The sequence below is a fragment of the Bifidobacterium sp. ESL0775 genome (assembly GCF_029395475.1).
In the GTDB taxonomy this organism is placed as follows: Bacteria; Actinomycetota; Actinomycetes; order Actinomycetales; family Bifidobacteriaceae; genus Bifidobacterium.
Map to the genome: position 1 here is coordinate 1,103,644 of NZ_CP113917.1, position 18,378 is coordinate 1,122,021.

General features: G+C 60.8%; 12 protein-coding genes and 1 riboswitch. Of the genes, 7 read left to right on the forward strand and 5 right to left on the reverse strand.

Annotated features, from left to right (window positions below; translation table 11 throughout):
• Positions 1-90 precede the first annotated feature (90 nt).
• Positions 91-2,934, forward strand: a complete 2,844-nt coding sequence (gene ligA / locus OZX73_RS03895; RefSeq protein ID WP_277150832.1) for an NAD-dependent DNA ligase LigA — start codon at positions 91-93, stop codon at positions 2,932-2,934.
• 206 nt (positions 2,935-3,140) lie between these two features.
• On the forward strand, positions 3,141-4,256 hold the full coding sequence (locus OZX73_RS03900) for an Mrp/NBP35 family ATP-binding protein (RefSeq protein ID WP_277150834.1): 1,116 nt from the start codon (positions 3,141-3,143) through the stop codon (positions 4,254-4,256).
• A gap of 153 nt (positions 4,257-4,409) precedes the next feature.
• Here OZX73_RS03900 and OZX73_RS03905 read toward each other — a convergent pair whose 3' ends face one another.
• The 5 genes from OZX73_RS03905 to OZX73_RS03925 all read right to left on the reverse strand — a co-directional run bounded on the left by OZX73_RS03905 (position 4,410) and on the right by OZX73_RS03925 (position 10,376).
• The gene (locus OZX73_RS03905) at positions 4,410-5,315 is read right to left on the reverse strand and encodes a zinc ribbon domain-containing protein (RefSeq protein WP_277150836.1); all 906 of its coding nucleotides are present in this window, start codon (positions 5,313-5,315) and stop codon (positions 4,410-4,412) included.
• A gap of 270 nt (positions 5,316-5,585) precedes the next feature.
• A complete protein-coding gene (glnA, locus tag OZX73_RS03910) occupies positions 5,586-7,022 on the reverse strand; it encodes a type I glutamate--ammonia ligase (protein WP_277150838.1) in 1,437 nt (478 codons plus the stop codon).
• Positions 7,023-7,209: 187 nt separating this feature from the next.
• Positions 7,210-8,004, reverse strand: coding sequence for a DUF4191 family protein (locus OZX73_RS03915; RefSeq protein ID WP_277150840.1), 795 nt, complete (start codon positions 8,002-8,004; stop codon positions 7,210-7,212).
• Between the two features lie 97 nt (positions 8,005-8,101).
• Complete coding sequence (locus tag OZX73_RS03920; RefSeq protein WP_277150842.1) at positions 8,102-9,628, reverse strand: FAD-dependent oxidoreductase; 1,527 nt, start codon at positions 9,626-9,628, stop codon at positions 8,102-8,104.
• A 142-nt stretch (positions 9,629-9,770) separates the two neighbouring features.
• Positions 9,771-10,376: a DUF3043 domain-containing protein gene (locus tag OZX73_RS03925; protein ID WP_277150844.1), complete on the reverse strand. Its 606-nt coding sequence runs from the start codon at positions 10,374-10,376 to the stop codon at positions 9,771-9,773.
• Between the two features lie 146 nt (positions 10,377-10,522).
• Between OZX73_RS03925 and OZX73_RS03930 the strand changes: the two genes are divergently transcribed.
• The 5 genes from OZX73_RS03930 to pheS all read left to right on the forward strand — a co-directional run bounded on the left by OZX73_RS03930 (position 10,523) and on the right by pheS (position 18,371).
• Positions 10,523-11,890 carry a dipeptidase gene (locus OZX73_RS03930; protein ID WP_277150920.1) on the forward strand — a complete coding sequence of 456 codons (1,368 nt, stop codon included), beginning with the start codon at positions 10,523-10,525 and terminating at the stop codon, positions 11,888-11,890.
• A gap of 472 nt (positions 11,891-12,362) precedes the next feature.
• Positions 12,363-12,484: riboswitch (TPP riboswitch) on the forward strand.
• Positions 12,485-12,533: 49 nt separating this feature from the next.
• On the forward strand, positions 12,534-13,163 hold the full coding sequence (locus OZX73_RS03935) for an ECF transporter S component (RefSeq protein ID WP_277150846.1): 630 nt from the start codon (positions 12,534-12,536) through the stop codon (positions 13,161-13,163).
• Positions 13,164-13,247: 84 nt separating this feature from the next.
• On the forward strand, positions 13,248-15,983 hold the full coding sequence (locus OZX73_RS03940) for an ATP-binding cassette domain-containing protein (protein WP_277150847.1): 2,736 nt from the start codon (positions 13,248-13,250) through the stop codon (positions 15,981-15,983).
• A gap of 145 nt (positions 15,984-16,128) precedes the next feature.
• Complete coding sequence (locus OZX73_RS03945; RefSeq protein WP_277150848.1) at positions 16,129-17,142, forward strand: RNA methyltransferase; 1,014 nt, start codon at positions 16,129-16,131, stop codon at positions 17,140-17,142.
• A 161-nt stretch (positions 17,143-17,303) separates the two neighbouring features.
• Positions 17,304-18,371 (forward strand): phenylalanine--tRNA ligase subunit alpha, encoded by a 1,068-nt coding sequence (gene pheS, locus OZX73_RS03950; RefSeq protein ID WP_277150849.1) that lies wholly within the window; start codon positions 17,304-17,306, stop codon positions 18,369-18,371.
• Positions 18,372-18,378: the final 7 nt, after the last annotated feature.

Here is an 18,378-nt window from a genome sequence, read left to right on the forward strand (position 1 = left end):
GCTTGACCGTACAATCGTAATGGAACGGGATGGGCCCTGTATTGTATTGCAATATGGTGATTTGGGTTTGATGTGAACGAGTGAGGCGACATGGTCAAGGCGACAAAAATTGGCGGAAACCGGGGGAAGTCCGGCGAATCGGGTCAAAGTGACCAACTGGCTTGGGATTTCGACAGCGACAAGCCGGAAGTGGTGGAGGACTCCGGAGCCACGCAGTACGCACCAGGGTCGATGGAGTGGATCGCGTCGTTGCAACACACCGACGCCGACGCGGCGAGGCTCGACAAATTCGACGTCGCGGAACTTTCCAGCGAGGCCGCGGCGAGGCTTTGGGCGAGGGTGGCCGCTTGGGTGGAGACCGACCAGATGGCCTATTACATCGATTCCCAGCCCGTCTCCTCCGACGCCGCCTACGATGCCTTCCTGCGTTGCCTGCAACGGCTTGAGGCCGATTTCCCCGCGCTGGACAACCCCCAGTCGCCCACGCACGGGGTGGGTGGCACGTTCTCCAACGAATTCCCCGATGTCAAGCTGCCCTCCAAGATGCTGAGCCTCGACGACGTGTTCTCCATCGACGAGCTCCGGGATTGGTACGACGGCGTGTTGAGGGCCCTGGATTGGCCGGAAGACAAGGCGCTGCCGATGACCTGCGAGGTCAAGATCGACGGGTTGGCCCTCGACCTGCTCTACCGTGACGGTGTCTTGGAGCAAGGGCTCACGCGTGGCGACGGCACGACCGGCGAGGACATCACCACCAACGTGCGCACCATCTCGACCATTCCCCAAAACCTCAAGGGCGAGGCACAGGACATCCCCGAATTCGTGGAGATCCGCGGTGAGGTGTTCATGCGCTGGGACGATTTCCGCGCTTTGAACGCCAAGAACGAGGATGAGGGCAAACCCCCGTTCGCCAACCCGCGCAACGCCGCCGCGGGTTCGCTGCGCCAGAAGGACCCGCGCATCACGGCCACCCGTCCGCTGAGCTTCTACGCGCATGGCCTGGGCACCCTGCAATGGGCGCCAGGCTCGGCGAACGCCGGCCACGATGCCGTCAACGACCAGTCCGAAGCCTACGAGCTGTACCGGAAGTGGGGCATTCCGGTCTCACCACACAACCGCGAGATCACCTCGTTCGACCAGATTCTCGAGATGATCGACTATTACGGCGAGCACCGCGGCGACATCGAACACGCGCTCGACGGCATCGTGGTCAAAGTCGACGATCTGGGGCTGCAGCGCCGCCTCGGCGCCACCTCGCGCGCCCCGCGCTGGGCCATCGCCTACAAATACCCGCCCGAAGAGGTCAACACCAAGCTGCGTGACATCGTTGTACAGGTCGGTCGCACCGGCCGCGTCACACCAGTGGCTGTATTGCAACCTGTCTATGTCGCCGGGTCCACGGTGGCCTCCGCGACCTTGCACAACCCCTTCGAGGTCAAGCACAAGAACGTATTGATCGGCGACACCGTCGTGGTACGCAAGGCGGGCGATGTCATCCCCGAAATCGTGGGCCCGGTGCTGGAACGTCGCAAAGGCCACGAAAGCGAGCTGCGGGAGTTCGTCATGCCCGAATACTGCCCGTCCTGCGGCACCAAGCTGGGGCCCGCCAAGGAAGGGGAGAAGGACATCCGCTGCCCGAATGTGGAGAGCTGCCCGGCCCAGTTCACCCAGCGGGTGATGAACCTCGCCAGCCGAAAGGCGCTTGACATCGAGCACTTGGGCGAGCAGAGCGCCATCGCGCTGACCAATCCCGAAGAGAACCGGCCGGACTCAGTCGCCACCTACGCGCCCGACCTGCGCGACATCGAGGTCGGACCGGGCGAGGAGCCGGAGCCGTACGAACCGGTTGCGGGCCTGCAGCTGCCAGCCAGGCAGGAGCCGGTGCTCACCAGCGAGGCGGATGTTTTCTCGCTGACCGCCAAGGACCTGAAGGATGTCAAGGTCTGGAGGGAGTCCTCGATCATCGAGATCAGCGAGCATCTCGACGAGAATGGGCGCAAGCGAAGCAGGCGCAAGAACCGCGGCGGTTCCGGGCTGTGGCATCAAGTGCCGGCGTTCTGGACGCTCGCCATGCCGGCGAAAAAGCTCAAGGGAAAGGCGGGCGTATCAGGCGGCGCTTCGAACGTAGACGCCTCGGATTCGTCGGATTCCGCCTCGTCGGCTGCCCTTTTCAGTTCCGCGAACGCCTCGGCGCCGGCCTCTGTGCCACGCCAATGGCCCGGCTATGACGTACCCGATGACGCGATTGTGGTCGGCGAGCAGAGCAAGAAAGACAGGGACGGGAGCTTCAGCGAGCAGCCGATCTACATCCGTCCCAGCGAATACACCAAACAGATGCTCCAGGAGATTGACAAAGCCAAGCAGGCCGACCTCTGGCGGGTCATCGTGGCGCTTTCGATACGTCATCTCGGGCCGCCGACGGCAAGGCTCATCGCCAACCATTTCGGTTCGCTCGACGCCATCTCCCAGGCGAGTGTCGAGGATCTGGTGGCCATCAACGGCATCGGCGAGGAGATCGCGGAATCCGTGGTCTCATGGTTCGCTGACGCCCGCAAGCCGGGGGACTGGCGGGGCAGAATCCTCGAAGCGTGGAAGGCCGCCGGTGTGGGGCAGAGCGTCGAAGAGAACACACTGGAGCAGACGCTGGCCGGCAAGACGGTGGTGGTCACCGGCTCGCTGGAAGGTTACAGCCGTGAATCCGCCAAGGAGGCCATCGTCGAGCGTGGCGGCAAGGCCGCGGGATCGGTGAGCAGGAAAACCGATTACGTGGTCGTCGGCGCGAACGCCGGTTCCAAGGAGGCCAAGGCCGAGGAACTGGGCGTGCCGATGCTTGACGAGGCGCAGTTCACGACATTGCTTGAGACCGGTGAACCCGGAGAGCCTGGGGAGCCGGGCAAGGCGGGTGAGACCAACGAATCCGCAGGCCAAGAATGATGCCGACAAGTAGCTACAGGTAACGGATTGTAGAAGAAAACCGACGATACCGTGAAGCTTTAGCTGCAGACCAAGCCTCATTTACGTATTACAATCATGTCGCTTAATCTCACTTTTGCTCACAAGTCGTGGAAAATGTCCGCCAAACATACTGGCGTGCCGCCCAGTGTGGCGATACAGTGGAAAGTATCGACAAGGAAGGCACAATGACGGATAGCGGCACGATTGAACGGCGGATCTACGAACGTCTGGGCCACGTCATCGACCCGGAGCTGGGGCGTTCGGTCACCGACTTGGGGATGGTCCCCTGCGTCGAGGCGGCCAAGGCGGATGACGGAGACGACAACCATTACGTGCTCACCGTCCATGTCGAGCTCACCGTGCCCGGATGCCCGCTCTCCAAGACCATCAGCGAACGCATCGAGGAGGCTGTGCGCACCTATCCCGACGCGAGACTCACACCGAAGATCGAGATTGGCGCGATGAGCCGCGAAAAGCTTGGGAAACTGGTGGACGAGCTCAAGGCCGAGCGCCGGCAGAACCCCTTCAACAAGCCGGGCACCAAGACCCGCGTTTTCGCCATCGCCTCCGGCAAAGGCGGGGTGGGCAAGTCATCGGTCACCGCCAACCTCGCGGCCACCTTCTCGGCGCTCGGCTACGACACCGCCGCCATCGACGCGGACATCTACGGGTTCTCCCTGCCGTCGCTTTTCGGCGTGCATTCGCGGCCTACGGATTTGAACGGCATGCTGATGCCGGTGGTCGCCTGGGGCGTCAAGTTGATCTCCATCGGCATGTTCGCTGGGGCCGACCGGGCGATTCTTTGGCGCGGGCCGCGCCTGCAACGCTCGCTTGAGCAGTTCCTTGCCGACGTCTGGTGGGGCAGCCCCGACGTCCTGCTGCTCGACCTGGCCCCAGGAACGGGCGACATGGCTATTTCCGTGGCCCAGGCGCTGCCGAACGCCGAGCTCATCGTGGTCACCACCCCGCAGCCGAGCGCCTCCGACGTGGCCGTGCGCTCCGGGCTCGTCGCCTTGCAGGTGCCGATGAAGGTACGAGGTGTGGTGGAGAACATGAGCTATTTCGACCACAAGGGCGAGCGTCTGCGCATCTTCGGCGAAGGCGGCGGCCAGCGGGTGAGCGACCAGTTGACAGAGGCGCTCGACTACGATGTCCCGCTGTTGACCCAGCTGCCGTTGCAGCCTGAAATCCGTGAGATTGATGAATCCGGCCGTCCTGCGGTCCTGAACCCGGACGGGACATTGGCCGCCAGCGCCTTGGCCGATTCGTTCAAGACCTTGGCGCAGCGTCTGATGCGTTAGCTCATGGGGCTATGGCTATTACGCAAAGCGGCTATGGCATCGTGTGACTGATCAGCTCGGCGTATATCAGAAAGCGTGTTTCTGAGAGAAGGACGTCTCTGGAACACGCTTGTTCATTGAATCAGCGAACAAAAGTTGAAAGCGATATCAGCTTCAACGATTGGACGGTACGGTGAACACCATTTTCACGCTGTCGGCGTCATTGTCGGTGCCATCGAGGAACGGCCTCGCCAATCTCCACGAATCGTCAATCTCGTAGGTATTGCCGTCGCCGCCGCTCTCGCCTTTCTTCCACGTGGCATCGATGGAGTCGCTGCTGTAGCGGTTGTCCCAGTTGAACGAGACGTCGTGGTTGCTTTTCACGTCCATCCCGTATTTCCAGTTTTCGTCGTCGATTTTCATATTGACGGTCCAGTTGCCCACCACGCCCGTTCGAGGCATGGTGATGCTTCTGAAACTGTCGTCTCCATCGTCATTGGAGACCAGCGCTTTCATGTCATCGACATCGTAGGTGACGCTCTCTTTGTCATAATCGGAGACCCTGAGATCCGCCTTCGCGTACTTTTTGCCGAGCATGCTCAGCGTTGCGCCGCCGTCCTTGTCCACGTCGATGGTGATGGCCGTGATGGTCGCCCCCGGCGTCTTGACGCTGAACGACCATGTCCCGGCAGGGGCTCCGGGCTTGCCAAGCCCGCCGGAGGAGGAACCGCCTGAAGGCGAAGAGGGCCGGCTGAACACGACAAGGCCGACGACCACAAGCACGGCGACCACGGCCGCGATGACGGCGATGATGGTGCTGCGGTTCCTGTTGGATTTCACCGGCGCCGGCTGCTGGGGCGCATTCCCGTAAGGCGCCGAGGGCATGGGCGGCATCGCGGGAACCTGGCCGAATTGCTGCGGTGGAATGTTGCCTGGCGCGGCCGGAGGGTTCTGGTATTGCTGCGTCTGGGGCTGGCCTTGGGGCTGGAATTGCTGTTGGGGCGCGTTCGGAGCGCCGCAATTGGGGCAGAACCGCACGCCTTCGGGTAACTGGGCTCCACAGTTGTTGCAGAATTTCAAGGCTGCCTTCTTCCTTGCGCCGGTGCATTCGATGACTCAAGGATATCGGTAAGTCTGGAATTGGTGTGCCATGCCCAATGTGTCTGGAGGTGGCGCAGCGCCGGAAAGCAAGGCGATTATTCATCGAGGTTGCAGGGAGATTGCATGACATTCGCAGGTGATGCCGGCAATCAACATACGGCAGGCAGCACAAAGGCCGTCATACCAAATCTTGTGGTATGACGGCCTTCCTGATGTCCGATCAACGTGAATCGAACGAAAACGCGAAGCTCAGCAGTTGAAGTAGAGCTCGTACTCGAGCGGAGTCGGGGCCAGACGCTGCTGGTCGATTTCGTCGCGCTTGAGGGCAACCCAGGTCTCGAGAAGGTCGGTGGTGAAGACGTCGCCGGCGGTCAGGAAGTCGTTGTCCTCCTCGAGCGCGTCCATTGCTTCGCCAAGCGAGGCTGGGACGTGCTTCATGTTGTCCAGCTCCTCTGGCGGCAGCTCGTAGATGTCCTTGTCGACAGGGGCCGGAGGCTCGATGTGGTTCAGGACGCCGTCCATACCGGCCATCAGCTGGGCCGAGAAGGCGAGGAACGGGTTGCAAGAGGGATCGGGGACGCGGAACTCGATGCGCTTGGCCGCGGGCGCGGTGCCGGCGAACGGGATGCGGATGGCGGCCGAACGGTTGCGGGCCGAGTAGACAAGGTTCGTCGGGGCTTCGTAGCCGGGCACCAGACGCTTGTATGAGTTGAGCGACGGGTTGGTAAAGGCGAGCACCGAGGAAGCGTGCTTGATGAGGCCGCCGATGTACCAGCGGGCGATGTCGGAGAGACCGCCGTAGCCGTTCTCATCGTAGAAGAGCGGCTTGCCGTCCTTCCACAGCGACTGGTGGCAGTGCATGCCGGTGCCGTTGTCGCCTGCGATGGGCTTGGGCATGAAGGTCACGGCCTTGCCCGCCTCGAAGGCGGTCTCGTGCACGACGTACTTGTACTTCTGCAGGTCATCACCTGCGTGCTGCAGGGTGTTGAAGCGGTAGTTGATCTCCTGCTGGCCTGCGCCGCCGACCTCGTGGTGGCTGCGCTCGAGGATCAGGCCGACCTTCTGGAGGTTGGCGACCATGTCGTCGCGCAGGTCCTGGTTGTGGTCCTGCGGGGCCGGCGGGAAATAGCCGCCCTTGACGCGGTTCTTGAAGCCGATGTTGGCCGAGCCGTCGGCCTCGACCTCAGCGCCTGTGTTCCAAGGGGCCTCGACGGAATCGACCTCGTAGAAGGAACGCTGCATCGTGTTCTCGTAACGCACGGAATCGAAGAGGAAGAACTCGGCTTCGGGGGCGAAGCAGGCGGTGTCGGCCACGCCGGTCGACTTGATGTAGGCTTCGGCCTTGGCGGCGACTTGGCGCGGATCGCGGGAATAAGGCTCCATGGTGATCGGGTCGACCACTGAATGCGAGACGACGAGCGTCTTGTGCTTGCGGAACGGGTCGAGAAAGGCCGTGGAGACATCCGGCACGAGCTTCATGTCAGAGTTCTGGATGGCCTGGAAGCCGCGGATGGAGGATCCGTCGAACGGCTCGCCATCGGTGAAGGCGTCCTTGAGGAATTCGCTGGCGGGCACCGTGAAGTGCTGCTGGCCGCCTAAGAGGTCGGTGAAGCGCACGGAGATGTATTCCACACCTTCCGTGTTGATGAGGGCTTCGAGGTCTTCCTTCGTTTCGAGTGCAGTCAATGGACCGCTCCTTTCGTAGTGCTAACAATGTCCAAGTGTAAGGTAACGAGTTTCAGGAGGTCGCGGTTTGGGTTACGAATATGTTTCGTATCGTGATTTTCCATTGAAATTCGTTGATTTTCTGGGTTTTACGAGTGATGGCGATATGAAAAATCCTCTCGCGATGTGGTCACGAGAGGATGAGAGGTCACCGGCCGCGCATGGCCCGGCGGCTGATGTGCTGCGGTCGTGTGGGGTCCATGCCTTTGGGAATCCCGAGCCCGCGCTTCTCCTGCAGGGTTTGCAGGCGGAAGTTCAGTGTCTCGAGCTCGTCTTTGGTGAGCACGAAACGGCGGCGCGGATGGATCTTCTTCATCAGGAAGAAGGAATAGTCGGTCGGCTCGTAGCTCTTGCACTTGACGACCTTCTTGCGCAGGTCCTTGAGGCGCACCTGGCCTTGACCTTGGCCGACGGAGATGAGGTAAACGGGGATATTGCTGCCCGCGGTGACGCCTTTGATGGCTTGTTGCTGACGTTCGAGCGGCCGCTTCGTGCGGCTGGGGTTGCCTTCGGCCAACAGATAGATGCCGTTGTAGCCGGTGCCACGCCAGATGGCGTCCTTGGTCTTCGGGTCCACCCACACCGGGGTCTGCGGGAAGTTGAATCCGGCCTTGTTGATGTTGCCGAGCACACTGATGGCGGCGCCGGGCTTGCCATCGAGCTTCTCATAGCCCACTTTGTCGGCGCGTTTGGTCAATACGAAGGTGAACAGCAATACGCCGAGCATCACCATCAGGATCATCATGAAGATCCAGGTCAGCCAGCGCCAATGCATGAGCAGGCCGGCGACGACGCCGACGACCACCGGAAGCAGGAAAGCGACGAGCAAGAGCCAGGGGAGGGCCTTGTCTTCCTGATGGGTGTATTTGTAGATCTCGCGGATCTGATTGATGACTTTCGGGCCTTTTTTCTTGTCTTTCTTGGCCTTTTTCGCTTCTGCCATCTACTCCCTCACTTGCTATTGAAAAAACGGACGCACTAGTTGATTATGGTATCAGTGGTGGCGGAAGTCCGACGATGCGGGTTTTCGCCTTGCGCGCCTATCTGGTATGCAGCGGACGCCCGTCGGCCTTGAGCAGCGCCTCGCCGAACGCCTCGCTGAAAGTGGGGTGCGGGTGGATCAGGCGCGCCGCGTCGGCCAGGGGGACGCGGTTGCCGACCAGTTCTTCCGCTTCGGCGATCAGATCGCCGGCGTCCGGGGCGAGCATGTGGACGCCCAGGACCACCGGCGTATCCGGTTTGTCGGCGTAGGCGCCGGTCACCACCGACATCGAGGCGGCTTCACCGCTCATCAGCACCCGTGCGTTGCTCATCATCGGATAGGCGGTTTCTTTTGCCTCGTCGATGTCCGGGTCCGCCTTGGCCTGCTCGACCGTCAGCCCAACGCTGGCGAATTCCGGGGTGGAGAAGACCACTTCGGGAACCGTGTTGTTCTCCACCGGTTTCGGGTCGAGCCCGGCGATGGATTCCGCGATGACGATGCCCTGCTCGAAGGCGCGGTAGGCCAGTGCCGGGCCCGGGGTGATGTCGCCCAACGCCCAGATTGCCGGCTGGTTGGTGCGGCCGTATGCGTCGGTTTTCACCAGGCCGTTCTCGTCCAACGCGATGCCGGCGTCGGCGAACCAGCCGGCATCGGTGTTGGGATCACGACCGATGGCGGCCAGCACCACATCCGCTTTCGTGTTCCTTATCGTCTCATCCTTGTCGGTGCGATAGCTCACGCTCGCCGCGCCAGACTCGCCGTTTTCGATATCGGCGACACTGCTGTGGGCGACGATATGCACGCCATCTTTGGCCAGCGCCCGAGTCAAAGCCATCGATGTGCGGCGGTGAGCGTGCGAAAGCACGCGTTCGTGGCGGATGAGCATGGTGACGTCCACGCCCGCCGCGTTCCACATCGAGGCGAACTCGACGGCCACGGCACCCGCCCCGATGATGATGGCGGATTTCGGGAAACGGGTAAGCGCCAGCGCCTGCGTGGAATCGATCAACGCTCCGGCGAAAGGATGCCCAGGCAGCGGGCGTGGGCGTGAGCCGGTGGCCACCACGATGTTGTCGGCGTTCAGCTCGATGGTGGAGCTTTGCGTGCCGCCAACACGTCCTTGATTGGGGTTGGCGTTGTCGTCTTGCTCTTGATTTCGTCCTTGAAAGTCAGCTGGGGCGCTTTTCATATCAGTTTCAGAGAGTTTTACTGAAACGTGATGTTTTGCGGTAACGGAGGCCTCTCCGTGAATCACCGTCACTTTTCGCATGGCGAGCAAGGAGGCCAGTCCGTCGGTCATCGAGGTGACGGCATGGTCCTTGAAAGCTGTCAGTTTCGGGAAATCGATGCCATTGATGCTTGCGTTGACACCCATGCGTTCGGCGTCGCCGACGGTACGCATTGCGCGTGTGGCGATGATCAGCGCTTTGGAGGGTATGCAGCCGCGGTTGAGGCAGGTGCCTCCGAGCCGCTCCTCGCGGTTGATTAAGGCCACCGAAAGCCCGAGTTGCGCGGCCCGCAGCGCTGTGGCGTAGCCGCCAGGCCCGCCGCCGATGATGACGATGTCGAAATGAGTGCTCTGCATGTCTACCTCCGAAATGGTCTAACGACCATCATAAAGCGTTGCAAAATAGTATGGGCGATTCTGTGGATACCAGAGAAATGAAGAAAACCCGCGGACATGCCATGCACGCCCACGGGTTATCAAAACAAATAAGAAATCCGGCTTACTTCGGCCAGTTGCCGCGCTTTTTCGAGGTCGGCACGGGGATGCGCCAGCGACGCAGCTGCAGCGCGCGGCCCCAGGCGTAGGAACCCATGTGCGTACCCTTGCCCACGGCCTTTTCGCCGAATTTCTCGATGAGCTTCTTCTTGAGCTTGCGCCACATGATGACGATATCGATGAGCGCGGCGATGATGTAGACGTACATCAACAGCATGAGCGGTGTGTAAAGCCACGGCCAGATCATGTAGACGACCAGCGTGAAGATCATGACTGCGAACAGCACCGGGATGAAGTACTCGGCGATGTTGAAGCGGGCATCCACGTAATTGCGGACATAGATATGGACGGGGTCGCGCTCGGAACGCGGCATGTGGGCCACGTCGCCGGTGCGCATCGCCTCGTACTGCTCGTCCTCTTTCTCCTTGATGCGCTCCTTGGCGGCTTTCCTGTCCGCCTTGCGGTCCCTGGGGACGAGGGGATGGAGGTTGCGCTCCTGGGCGACCTTGCGCTTCGGGGTGGGATGGCCCTTGCCCTCCTGCTCCGGTTGTTCGTCGGACTGTTGCGCCGATTCCTTGCTCTTGTCCTTGTTGAAAGGATTCCATGTCATGGTTTTGAGACTACGGGAAAGCCTCGACTCGCTCGGGTCGCGAATCGTCTTGGTATGGCTCGTTTTTCACCGGTTTCTGGCGTTTTTCGTGGGGCTGTGTGATTATCGAAGTGGATATGACTGAATCTCAAGAAAAGGAGCATGACATGGCTGCGTTGGCTGTTGAAGAGGTACGTTCGCGTGTGGACGGCGATTTCGGGCGGATCGTCGATTTGCTGAGCAAAAAGGTGGCACTGAAATCCATCTCGGCCGAAGGCATCACCGGCGAGCACATGCGTCGTTCGGCGCAATTCGTGGCCGATGAACTGCGCGCACGCGGCGTGGATGCCAAAGTGGTCCAGTCCAAGAACCCCGACGGCACTCCGGGCGCCTTTGAGGTTGTCGGCTCGAAGATCGTCGATCCCAACGCGCCGACCGTCTTGCTGTATGCGCACCATGACGTCCAGCCGGTGCCGGACGCCTCCGCATGGGACACCGACCCGTTTGTGGCCACCGAGGTCGATGGCCGTCTTTACGGACGCGGCGCGACCGATGACGGCGGCGGCATCGCCATCCATTCCGGCGCGCTGCATGCGCTCGGCGACGACCTCAAGGTCAATATCAAGGTCTTCATCGAAGGCGAGGAGGAGATGGGCTCGCCGAGCTTCATCCCCTTCATCGAGGCGCATCAGGACGAATTCGACTCCGACGTGATCATCGTGGCCGATTCCGGCAACTGGAGCGCCGAGATCCCCAGCCTCACCACGAGCCTGCGTGGCAACACCGATCTGGATGTCACCGTCAAGGCCTTGGAGCATCCGGTGCATTCCGGCCAATTCGGCGGCCCGATCCTCGACACCAACACGCTCTCGTCCATGTTGATTGCCTCGATGTATGACAAAGATGGTGCTTTGGATATTCCGGGACTGGAAGGTGGAGACCCGGTCGGCGGGCTCCAGCGCGACCTCGACGAGGCCAGTGTGCGGGCCGATTCCGGTGTGGTCGACTCCTATCGTTTCGCCGGCACCGGCTCATTGGCCTCGCGCCTGTGGACCAAGCCGAGCATCTCTGTCATCGGCTTCGACGCGCATCCGGTCGAAGGCTCGTTCAATGTCATCGCCAACGAGACCCGCTTCCGCCTCTCCATCCGCACCGCCCCTGGCCAGCGTCACGAAGAAGCGGCCAAGGCCGTCACCGACTTCCTCACCTCGCACGTGCCGTTCGGCGCCGAAGTCACGGTCTCGACGCTCGATGGCGGCATGGGCTGGAGCATGGATCCCAATGCCGAGGCCACGCAGGACGCGCTCGAGTCGATGCGTGAGGCGTTCGGCGTTAATCCGATCAACAAGGGCGAAGGCGGCTCGATCCCGTTCATCCCCGAACTGCAGCGCATCTTCCCGAAGGCCCAGGTCCTGGTCACCGGCCCCGAAGACCCCAAGGGCAACGCCCACAGCCCCAACGAGTCCGTCGACCTCACGAGCCTCAAAAACAACGTGATCACCGAGGCCCTGATCCTAGACAAACTGGCGAAGTAAGCAACATACTCGCTCGTCCCAACGGTTAGTCGTGGCGGAGCGGGATATACAATGTTCGGGACGCTCCTTGGCCGCTCGGCCGTGTCTTACGCCCGAACATCGCATATCCCGCTCCGCCACTAATGTATGAGGTTCCCTACTAGCTGTAACCGTAAAAATGATAAAGACCAAGGTCGATGTCACTGAAAGCGAATAGCTGCCGCATGCTCTAGGTCTTTTGCTATAGGTGGGCGCAATTGCGAGACCGCTGTCAATAGATTTCTTACTTCTGCGGCAGCTATTCGCTGGTGAGCCGCCTCCCGCAAGTACCTGTCAGTCAGATTCTTCCGCTACGCATTAGTGTGGGGTTGGGGCATGCGATGCTCGACCGTAAAGACTTGGCCAGAGCGGCCCGGAGCGTGTCGAGCATTGTATGCCCCAACCCCACACGACTCACGTCTCAAGATGTTTGACAGGGGATTGCTCTAGGATGACGAATTGACACGGGGGCTGTCTGCCTGCGCAAGCTGGCAGATGGCTGAGATGAGGATTTCCTCGACCGAATGAACGTGAGTCCGGACAATGCCGGCGCACGGACGTCTCTCTTTTCCCGTGCCTTATATGCGCGCCGATAGGCGGTGCGCACAGTGGAAAGGCACAAATCATGTCATCATCGAATCAAACGACCGTCATCTCGAAACCGAACCTCAAATGGCGCGTGGTCGATATCGCCGTCGCCTCGGTCATCGGCGTCGCCAGCGCGTTGATCTATTGGGCCGCGGCGTTGCTCTATGGCCCGGTCGCCTCGCCTCTTGACGCACTCGTTCCCGGGCTCGGAGGCCTGATGAACGGCTTCTGGCTCTTCGCCGGCCCCCTCGCCGCGGTCATCGTGCGCAAGCCGGGAGCCGCAATATACGCCGAAGTCGTCGCGGGAGTGCTCGAAGCGCTCTGGGGCAACACCTGGGGCGGCATGCAGACGTTTCTCATCGCGTTGGTGCAGGGGATCTTCGCTGAGATCGTCTTCCTTGTGGTGATGTACAAGGTCTGGAACCTCGTCACGGTCACGCTTTCCGGGACGATTTCCGCCATCAGCTGCTGGGCCTACACCTTCTTCACAAATCTGCAGGGATTCAAGATCACCGGCGTCTACGGCATCTGGAACCTCGTCGCCACGGTGATTTCCGGGGCGTTGGTGGCAGGCGTGCTGATGTGGTACCTCTACATCGCCATCGCCAAGACCGGCGCGATCGACAAGTTCGCCTCGGGCCGTCAGGTCCGTGCCTCATCCAAGTGAGCGTATTCATTAGGATTTTAGGTATCGATGGGAGAACGTATGCAAGGCGAGCAATCGAAGACATCCGATAGCCGAGAAGATGGCATGACGGTACAGTCCGTTTCGCATGCCAACGCGGCTATTGCCTCGACGGTTCCGCAGGATGGGGAACCTGCTGCCAGTACGGCTTCTCCCAAGGTGCCGCCCGCTTCGATCCGTTTCGAGAACTGGGGCTATCGTCACGCCTCACGCCGGCATTTCGCCGTGCGCGGCCTCAATCTTGACATCAAGCCAGGCGAGCGTGTGCTTTTGCTTGGGGCCTCAGGCATCGGCAAGTCGACGATACTGGAAGGCGCTTCCGGCCTGCTTGGCGGGGATGTGGTGGAAGCCACGAACGAAGGCGGACAAGGCGAAACCGGCCAGGTCGTCGCCGTCGAGGATTCGGAAGGCGGGGTGACCGAAGGCGGTGTCTTCATCGATGGCGACGTTCCGGCCGCCTGCGCCCATGGCCGGGTCGGACTCGTTTTGCAGGACCCCGACGCGCAGGCGATTTTCGAGCGTCTTGGTGACAATGTCGCCTTTGGCCCGGAGAACATGGGCGTGCCACGTTCCGAGATTTGGCAGCGGGTCAGGCAAAGCCTTGCCGCTGTAGGGCTTGAAGGCTTGCAGTTGCACCGTTCCACCATGCACTTGAGTGGCGGGCAGATGCAACGGCTCGCGTTGGCCGGGGCGTTGGCCATGCAGCCGGGGGCGTTGCTTCTGGACGAGCCGACGGCGAACCTCGATCCGGAAGGCGTCGAACAAGTCATTGGTGCGGTTGCTGATGTATTACATAATACCGAAGCGACCATGTTGTTGGTCGAGCATCGCGCTGGCCCGTGGATTGACCTTATCGATAGGGTCATCGTCCTTGGTCTCGAATCCGACGACCAGGTCAAGGCCCGCGTCACGCAGGTCGGTGACGATGCCGAGATCGACCACAGTGGGTTCCGCCGGACCATCGTGGTGGCGGATGGCACGCCTGACGAGGTGTTCGAGAACCGTGACCTTGATTTCGCCGCGCTCGGCATCTGGATGCCAGACAAATACCGCCGTCCAGAAGACGAGATCCACCGCATCCATACCGATGACGAGCCGGCCAGCGATCCTGCGCTTGGCGACGGCAAGGCGCTGCTTTCCACCAAAGGACTGTCCATCGGCCGCAACGGCAAAGCCATAGCCGAACATATCAACGTCTCCTTCGCCGCCGAGCAGATCACCGCGTTGGTGGGCCGCAACGGTGTCGGCAAATCCACGCTGTCATTGACGTTGGCTGGACTATTGGAGCCTGTGGCTGGTAGCGTTGAAGCCTCACCGGAACTGGCGAAAGGGGCAACCGGCAATGCGCCGATGGAGTGGAAATCGACGGAACTGGCGGCGCGCATCTCCTACGTCTTCCAGAACCCCGAGCACCAGTTCGCGCGAGGAAGCGTGGTCGAAGAGGTCATGCTTGGGCTTTTGCGCACTGGAACGCTGGAGGATGAGGCCAAGGAGAAGGCCATGGCGTTGTTGCGCCGATTCAGGCTTTCGCAATATGCCTCGGTCAACCCGTATACGCTTTCCGGCGGCGAGAAGCGGCGCTTGACCGTTGCGGCCTCGCTGGCTGCCGCGCCACGCGTCATCATCCTCGACGAGCCCACCTTCGGGCAGGACCGACGCACATGGATGCAGATCGTCTCGCTGATCCATTCCCTGCGCGGTGATGGTGTCAGCGTCATTGTGGTGACCCATGACCGCGATCTGGTCACGGCTCTTGGCGCCCGCGTCATCGAACTGCAGGCGCAAGGCGATGACGAAGGCGTCCGTTCGATGCATGTGTCGGAAACCGCTCCACTTACCGATGGCAATGGTGATGATTCTCGGCATCACGATGATGATTTGCCTGAGAATGATACGGGAATGGCAGATACCGAGGCGAGTTCTTACGGCGAGCATATTGATGACAAAACCATTACGACTCCTTCAAAAGACGGCGAAAAACTGGATGCCACCATCACCGTCAGTCCGGTCAACGAGCGCGACGAACAGGAACGACAGTCCAGCCGCTCGCCGTTCCTCGCCTCGCTCAATCCGTCATTTCGCTTGCTGGGCGGCTTCATCGCCGCGTTGCCACTGATCCTGAGCCTCGACTGGGTCTCGGCAAGTGTCGCATTGCTGATCGAATTCATCCTGCTGGCCTGTATCCGTCTCTCGCCGTGGCGCGTGGTCAAATCGACCTGGCCGGTCTTCATCGGCGCTCCTGGCTCGGCGCTCGCCGTCCTGCTCTATGGCAAGGAAGGCGGCCGCGTCTGGTGGCATTGGGCGATGATCACCGTCACCGACCGCTCGGCCGTGTTGGCGCTAGCGACCGGCATCCGCATCCTGGCCATCGGCATACCGGCCATTATCGCTGTGCTGGGCGTGGAAACCACGGATTTGGCCGATTCCTTCAGCCAGATCCTCCACCTGCCCGACCGTTTCGTCTACGGCGGCCTCGCCGGCATGCGCCTTTTCTCGGTCTTGCGCGACGACTGGGCCGCGCTCACCGCCTCCCGCCGTTCCCGCGGCCTAGGCGATGAGAATAAGGTCAAGGCCTTCTTCCCGCAGACTTTCGCGCTGTTGGTGCTTTCCATCCGCCGTTCCACCACGTTGGCCACCGCCATGGAAGCCCGGGGCTTCGGCGGCGACATCCCGCGCACCCACGCCCGCGTAAGCCATGTAAACACCCGCGATTGGGCCTTCGTCATCGTCTGCGCGCTCGTCCCCACTGTCTCCCTGATAGCCGCCGCCATCGCCGGCACCTTCACCTTCTTCGGTGGGTGAGAACAGCGCTGGTTTGACTGAGACGATCTCAGACGGTCGTGGATTAGCGGCGGCTTGTTTTGCGCGATCTCATGTTGTCTTGCAGATCAGGCATGGATAAACATGCTCTGTGAATCATGGTAATGACTTCGCGTAAAGTGTAATTATGCCTTTTAATCAGCACATCATTGACAATCCCAAGTCCGAGCGCGTGCGGCGCGTGGCGGAGCTGGAGAAGAGCAAAGGCCGCAAGAAAGCCGGGAAGTTCCTTATTGAGGGGCCGCAATCCGTGCGTGAGGCCGTGCGGTGGATGCCCGATGTGGTCGAGGACTGCTATGTGCAGATGGATGAGCGGCGGGACGGATTGCTTTCCCCGGTGGTCGAGGACATCGCGCGAGAGGCCGACGGACAGGGACTTTATATTCATCAGGTGACCGGTGATGTAATGCATCGTATGAGCACTGATTCGCAGGGCATCGTCGCCGTCGGTGATCTGGAAGCCATGAAACAGCGGATGTCGGATGAATTTGAAACGCCTCAAAACCGCGAAGTTTCCAAAAATCAAGCGGATAAAACTTTGGCCGCGTTCTGGCAGATACGCGATCCGGGCAACGCGGGGACGGTGATTCGCTCGGCTGATGCCGCTGGGTGCCGTGCGGTTATTTTCGTCGACGATTGCGTCGACCGGTTCAACCCCAAGGTCATCCGTTCCACGGCGGGCTCGCTGTTCCATCTGCCGGTGGTCACCATGGGCACCGATGAGCTCTTCACGTGGGCGCAGGCCCAGGAGCTCGAAGTGATGGCGGCCGATGTATACGGAACAGAAAAAGTGAAACCGGAATCGTTGATTGACGTGGTGACTGAATCCGGCCATTCTTCAACGGGTAACGGCGGAAATCGGAGCGGCAGGGGGAATGATGCCTTGCGGCATGATGGGAATGACAATATTGCCCGAAGCAAGCCCGATGACGAAAATGCAGCCAACCAAAGCAAGCGAACTTCTCGTGTGATTTTGTTCGGCAACGAGGCCCGTGGCTTGCCTCATGATGTATTGGAGCGCGTGCAGCGCATCGTGTCCATCCCGCTGTATGGCAAGGCCGAATCGCTGAATCTCGCCACCAGCACCTCGGTGATGCTCTTTACGCTGGCGATGGCCCGTGACGCAGCAAAACGTCAATAAAACGGTTTCATCATGATGTGATAATCGGCACAAACGCGCATGGCGCTATGTCGAGTCATATTGAAACAATGAAAAGGCTGTAAATGCTTGGGATTCATGACTTTTGCGCGTGTAATCGCAAACGTTTCAAGGTTTGAAAAAACTTAAAGGAAAGGGTACTCGTGGCACAGAGTGCGTCATTCGATGCAGGAGCGGTGACCGATGCGGTCGCCGAGGGCATCTCGAAAATCAAAAGTGCCTCCACCATGGAGGAGCTCAAAGCCATCAAGGCGGAATACGCCGGCGCCGAGTCAGCGATGACCCAGGCCAGCCGCGCCATCGGAGGGCTTCCCGCAGACGAGAAGAAAGGCGCCGGCCAGCTCATGGGCAAGTTGCGCGCCGATTTCGGACGCGCCTACGGGCTCAAAGAGACGCAGGTCAAGGCCGAAGAGGAGACCCGTCAACTCGCCTCCGAGACAGTTGACATGACCCTTCCGGTCAACCGCAAGCCGCTGGGTGCCCGCCATCCGCTTCCGAAGCTGATGGAGGACGTCGAGGACCTCTTCATCTCCATGGGGTGGCAAATCTCTGCGGGTCCAGAAGTGGAAACCGAATGGTACGACTTTGACGCGCTGAACTTCGGGCCGGACCATCCTGCCCGCCAGATGCAGGACACCTTCTATGTCAAGGGCAACCAGGCCAAGGACGCCGCAGGATTTGTGGGCTCCAATATGGTCCTGCGCACGCAGACTTCCTCCGATCAGGTGCGTGCCTTGCTGACCCGCGGTGTGCCGCTCTACATCGCTTCCCCCGGCCGCGTGTTCCGCACCGACGAGCTCGATGCCACGCATACGCCTGTCTTCCACCAGTGCGAGGCGCTGGCTGTCGACAAGGGCCTGACCATGGGCGACCTCAAAGGTGTGCTTGATAAGCTCGCTGTTTCGATGTTCGGCCCAGAGGCCAAGAGCCGCCTGCGCCCAAGCTACTTCCCGTTCACCGAACCCAGCGCCGAGCTCGATCTGTGGTTCCCCGACAAGAAGGGCGGCCCCGGCTGGATCGAATGGGGCGGCTGCGGCATGGTCAACCCGAATGTATTACGTTCGGCCGGCCTTGACCCGGACGTCTACACCGGCTTCGCGTTCGGCGTGGGCATGGAGCGCACGTTGCTGCTGCGCCATGATATCAACGATATGCACGACCTCGTCGAAGGCGACGTGCGTTTCAGCAAACAGTTTGTGATGGGGGAGTGAACCAACA

Coding starts and splice junctions, on each gene's coding strand:
- OZX73_RS03940 (WP_277150847.1), top strand. CDS start 13,248: ATGACGGTACAGTCCGTTTCGCATGCCAACGCGGCTATTGCCTCGACG.
- OZX73_RS03915 (WP_277150840.1), bottom strand. CDS start 8,004: ATGGCAGAAGCGAAAAAGGCCAAGAAAGACAAGAAAAAAGGCCCGAAA.
- OZX73_RS03945 (WP_277150848.1), top strand. CDS start 16,129: ATGCCTTTTAATCAGCACATCATTGACAATCCCAAGTCCGAGCGCGTG.
- OZX73_RS03925 (WP_277150844.1), bottom strand. CDS start 10,376: ATGACATGGAATCCTTTCAACAAGGACAAGAGCAAGGAATCGGCGCAA.
- OZX73_RS03900 (WP_277150834.1), top strand. CDS start 3,141: ATGACGGATAGCGGCACGATTGAACGGCGGATCTACGAACGTCTGGGC.
- ligA (WP_277150832.1), top strand. CDS start 91: ATGGTCAAGGCGACAAAAATTGGCGGAAACCGGGGGAAGTCCGGCGAA.
- OZX73_RS03935 (WP_277150846.1), top strand. CDS start 12,534: ATGTCATCATCGAATCAAACGACCGTCATCTCGAAACCGAACCTCAAA.
- OZX73_RS03930 (WP_277150920.1), top strand. CDS start 10,523: ATGGCTGCGTTGGCTGTTGAAGAGGTACGTTCGCGTGTGGACGGCGAT.
- OZX73_RS03920 (WP_277150842.1), bottom strand. CDS start 9,628: ATGCAGAGCACTCATTTCGACATCGTCATCATCGGCGGCGGGCCTGGC.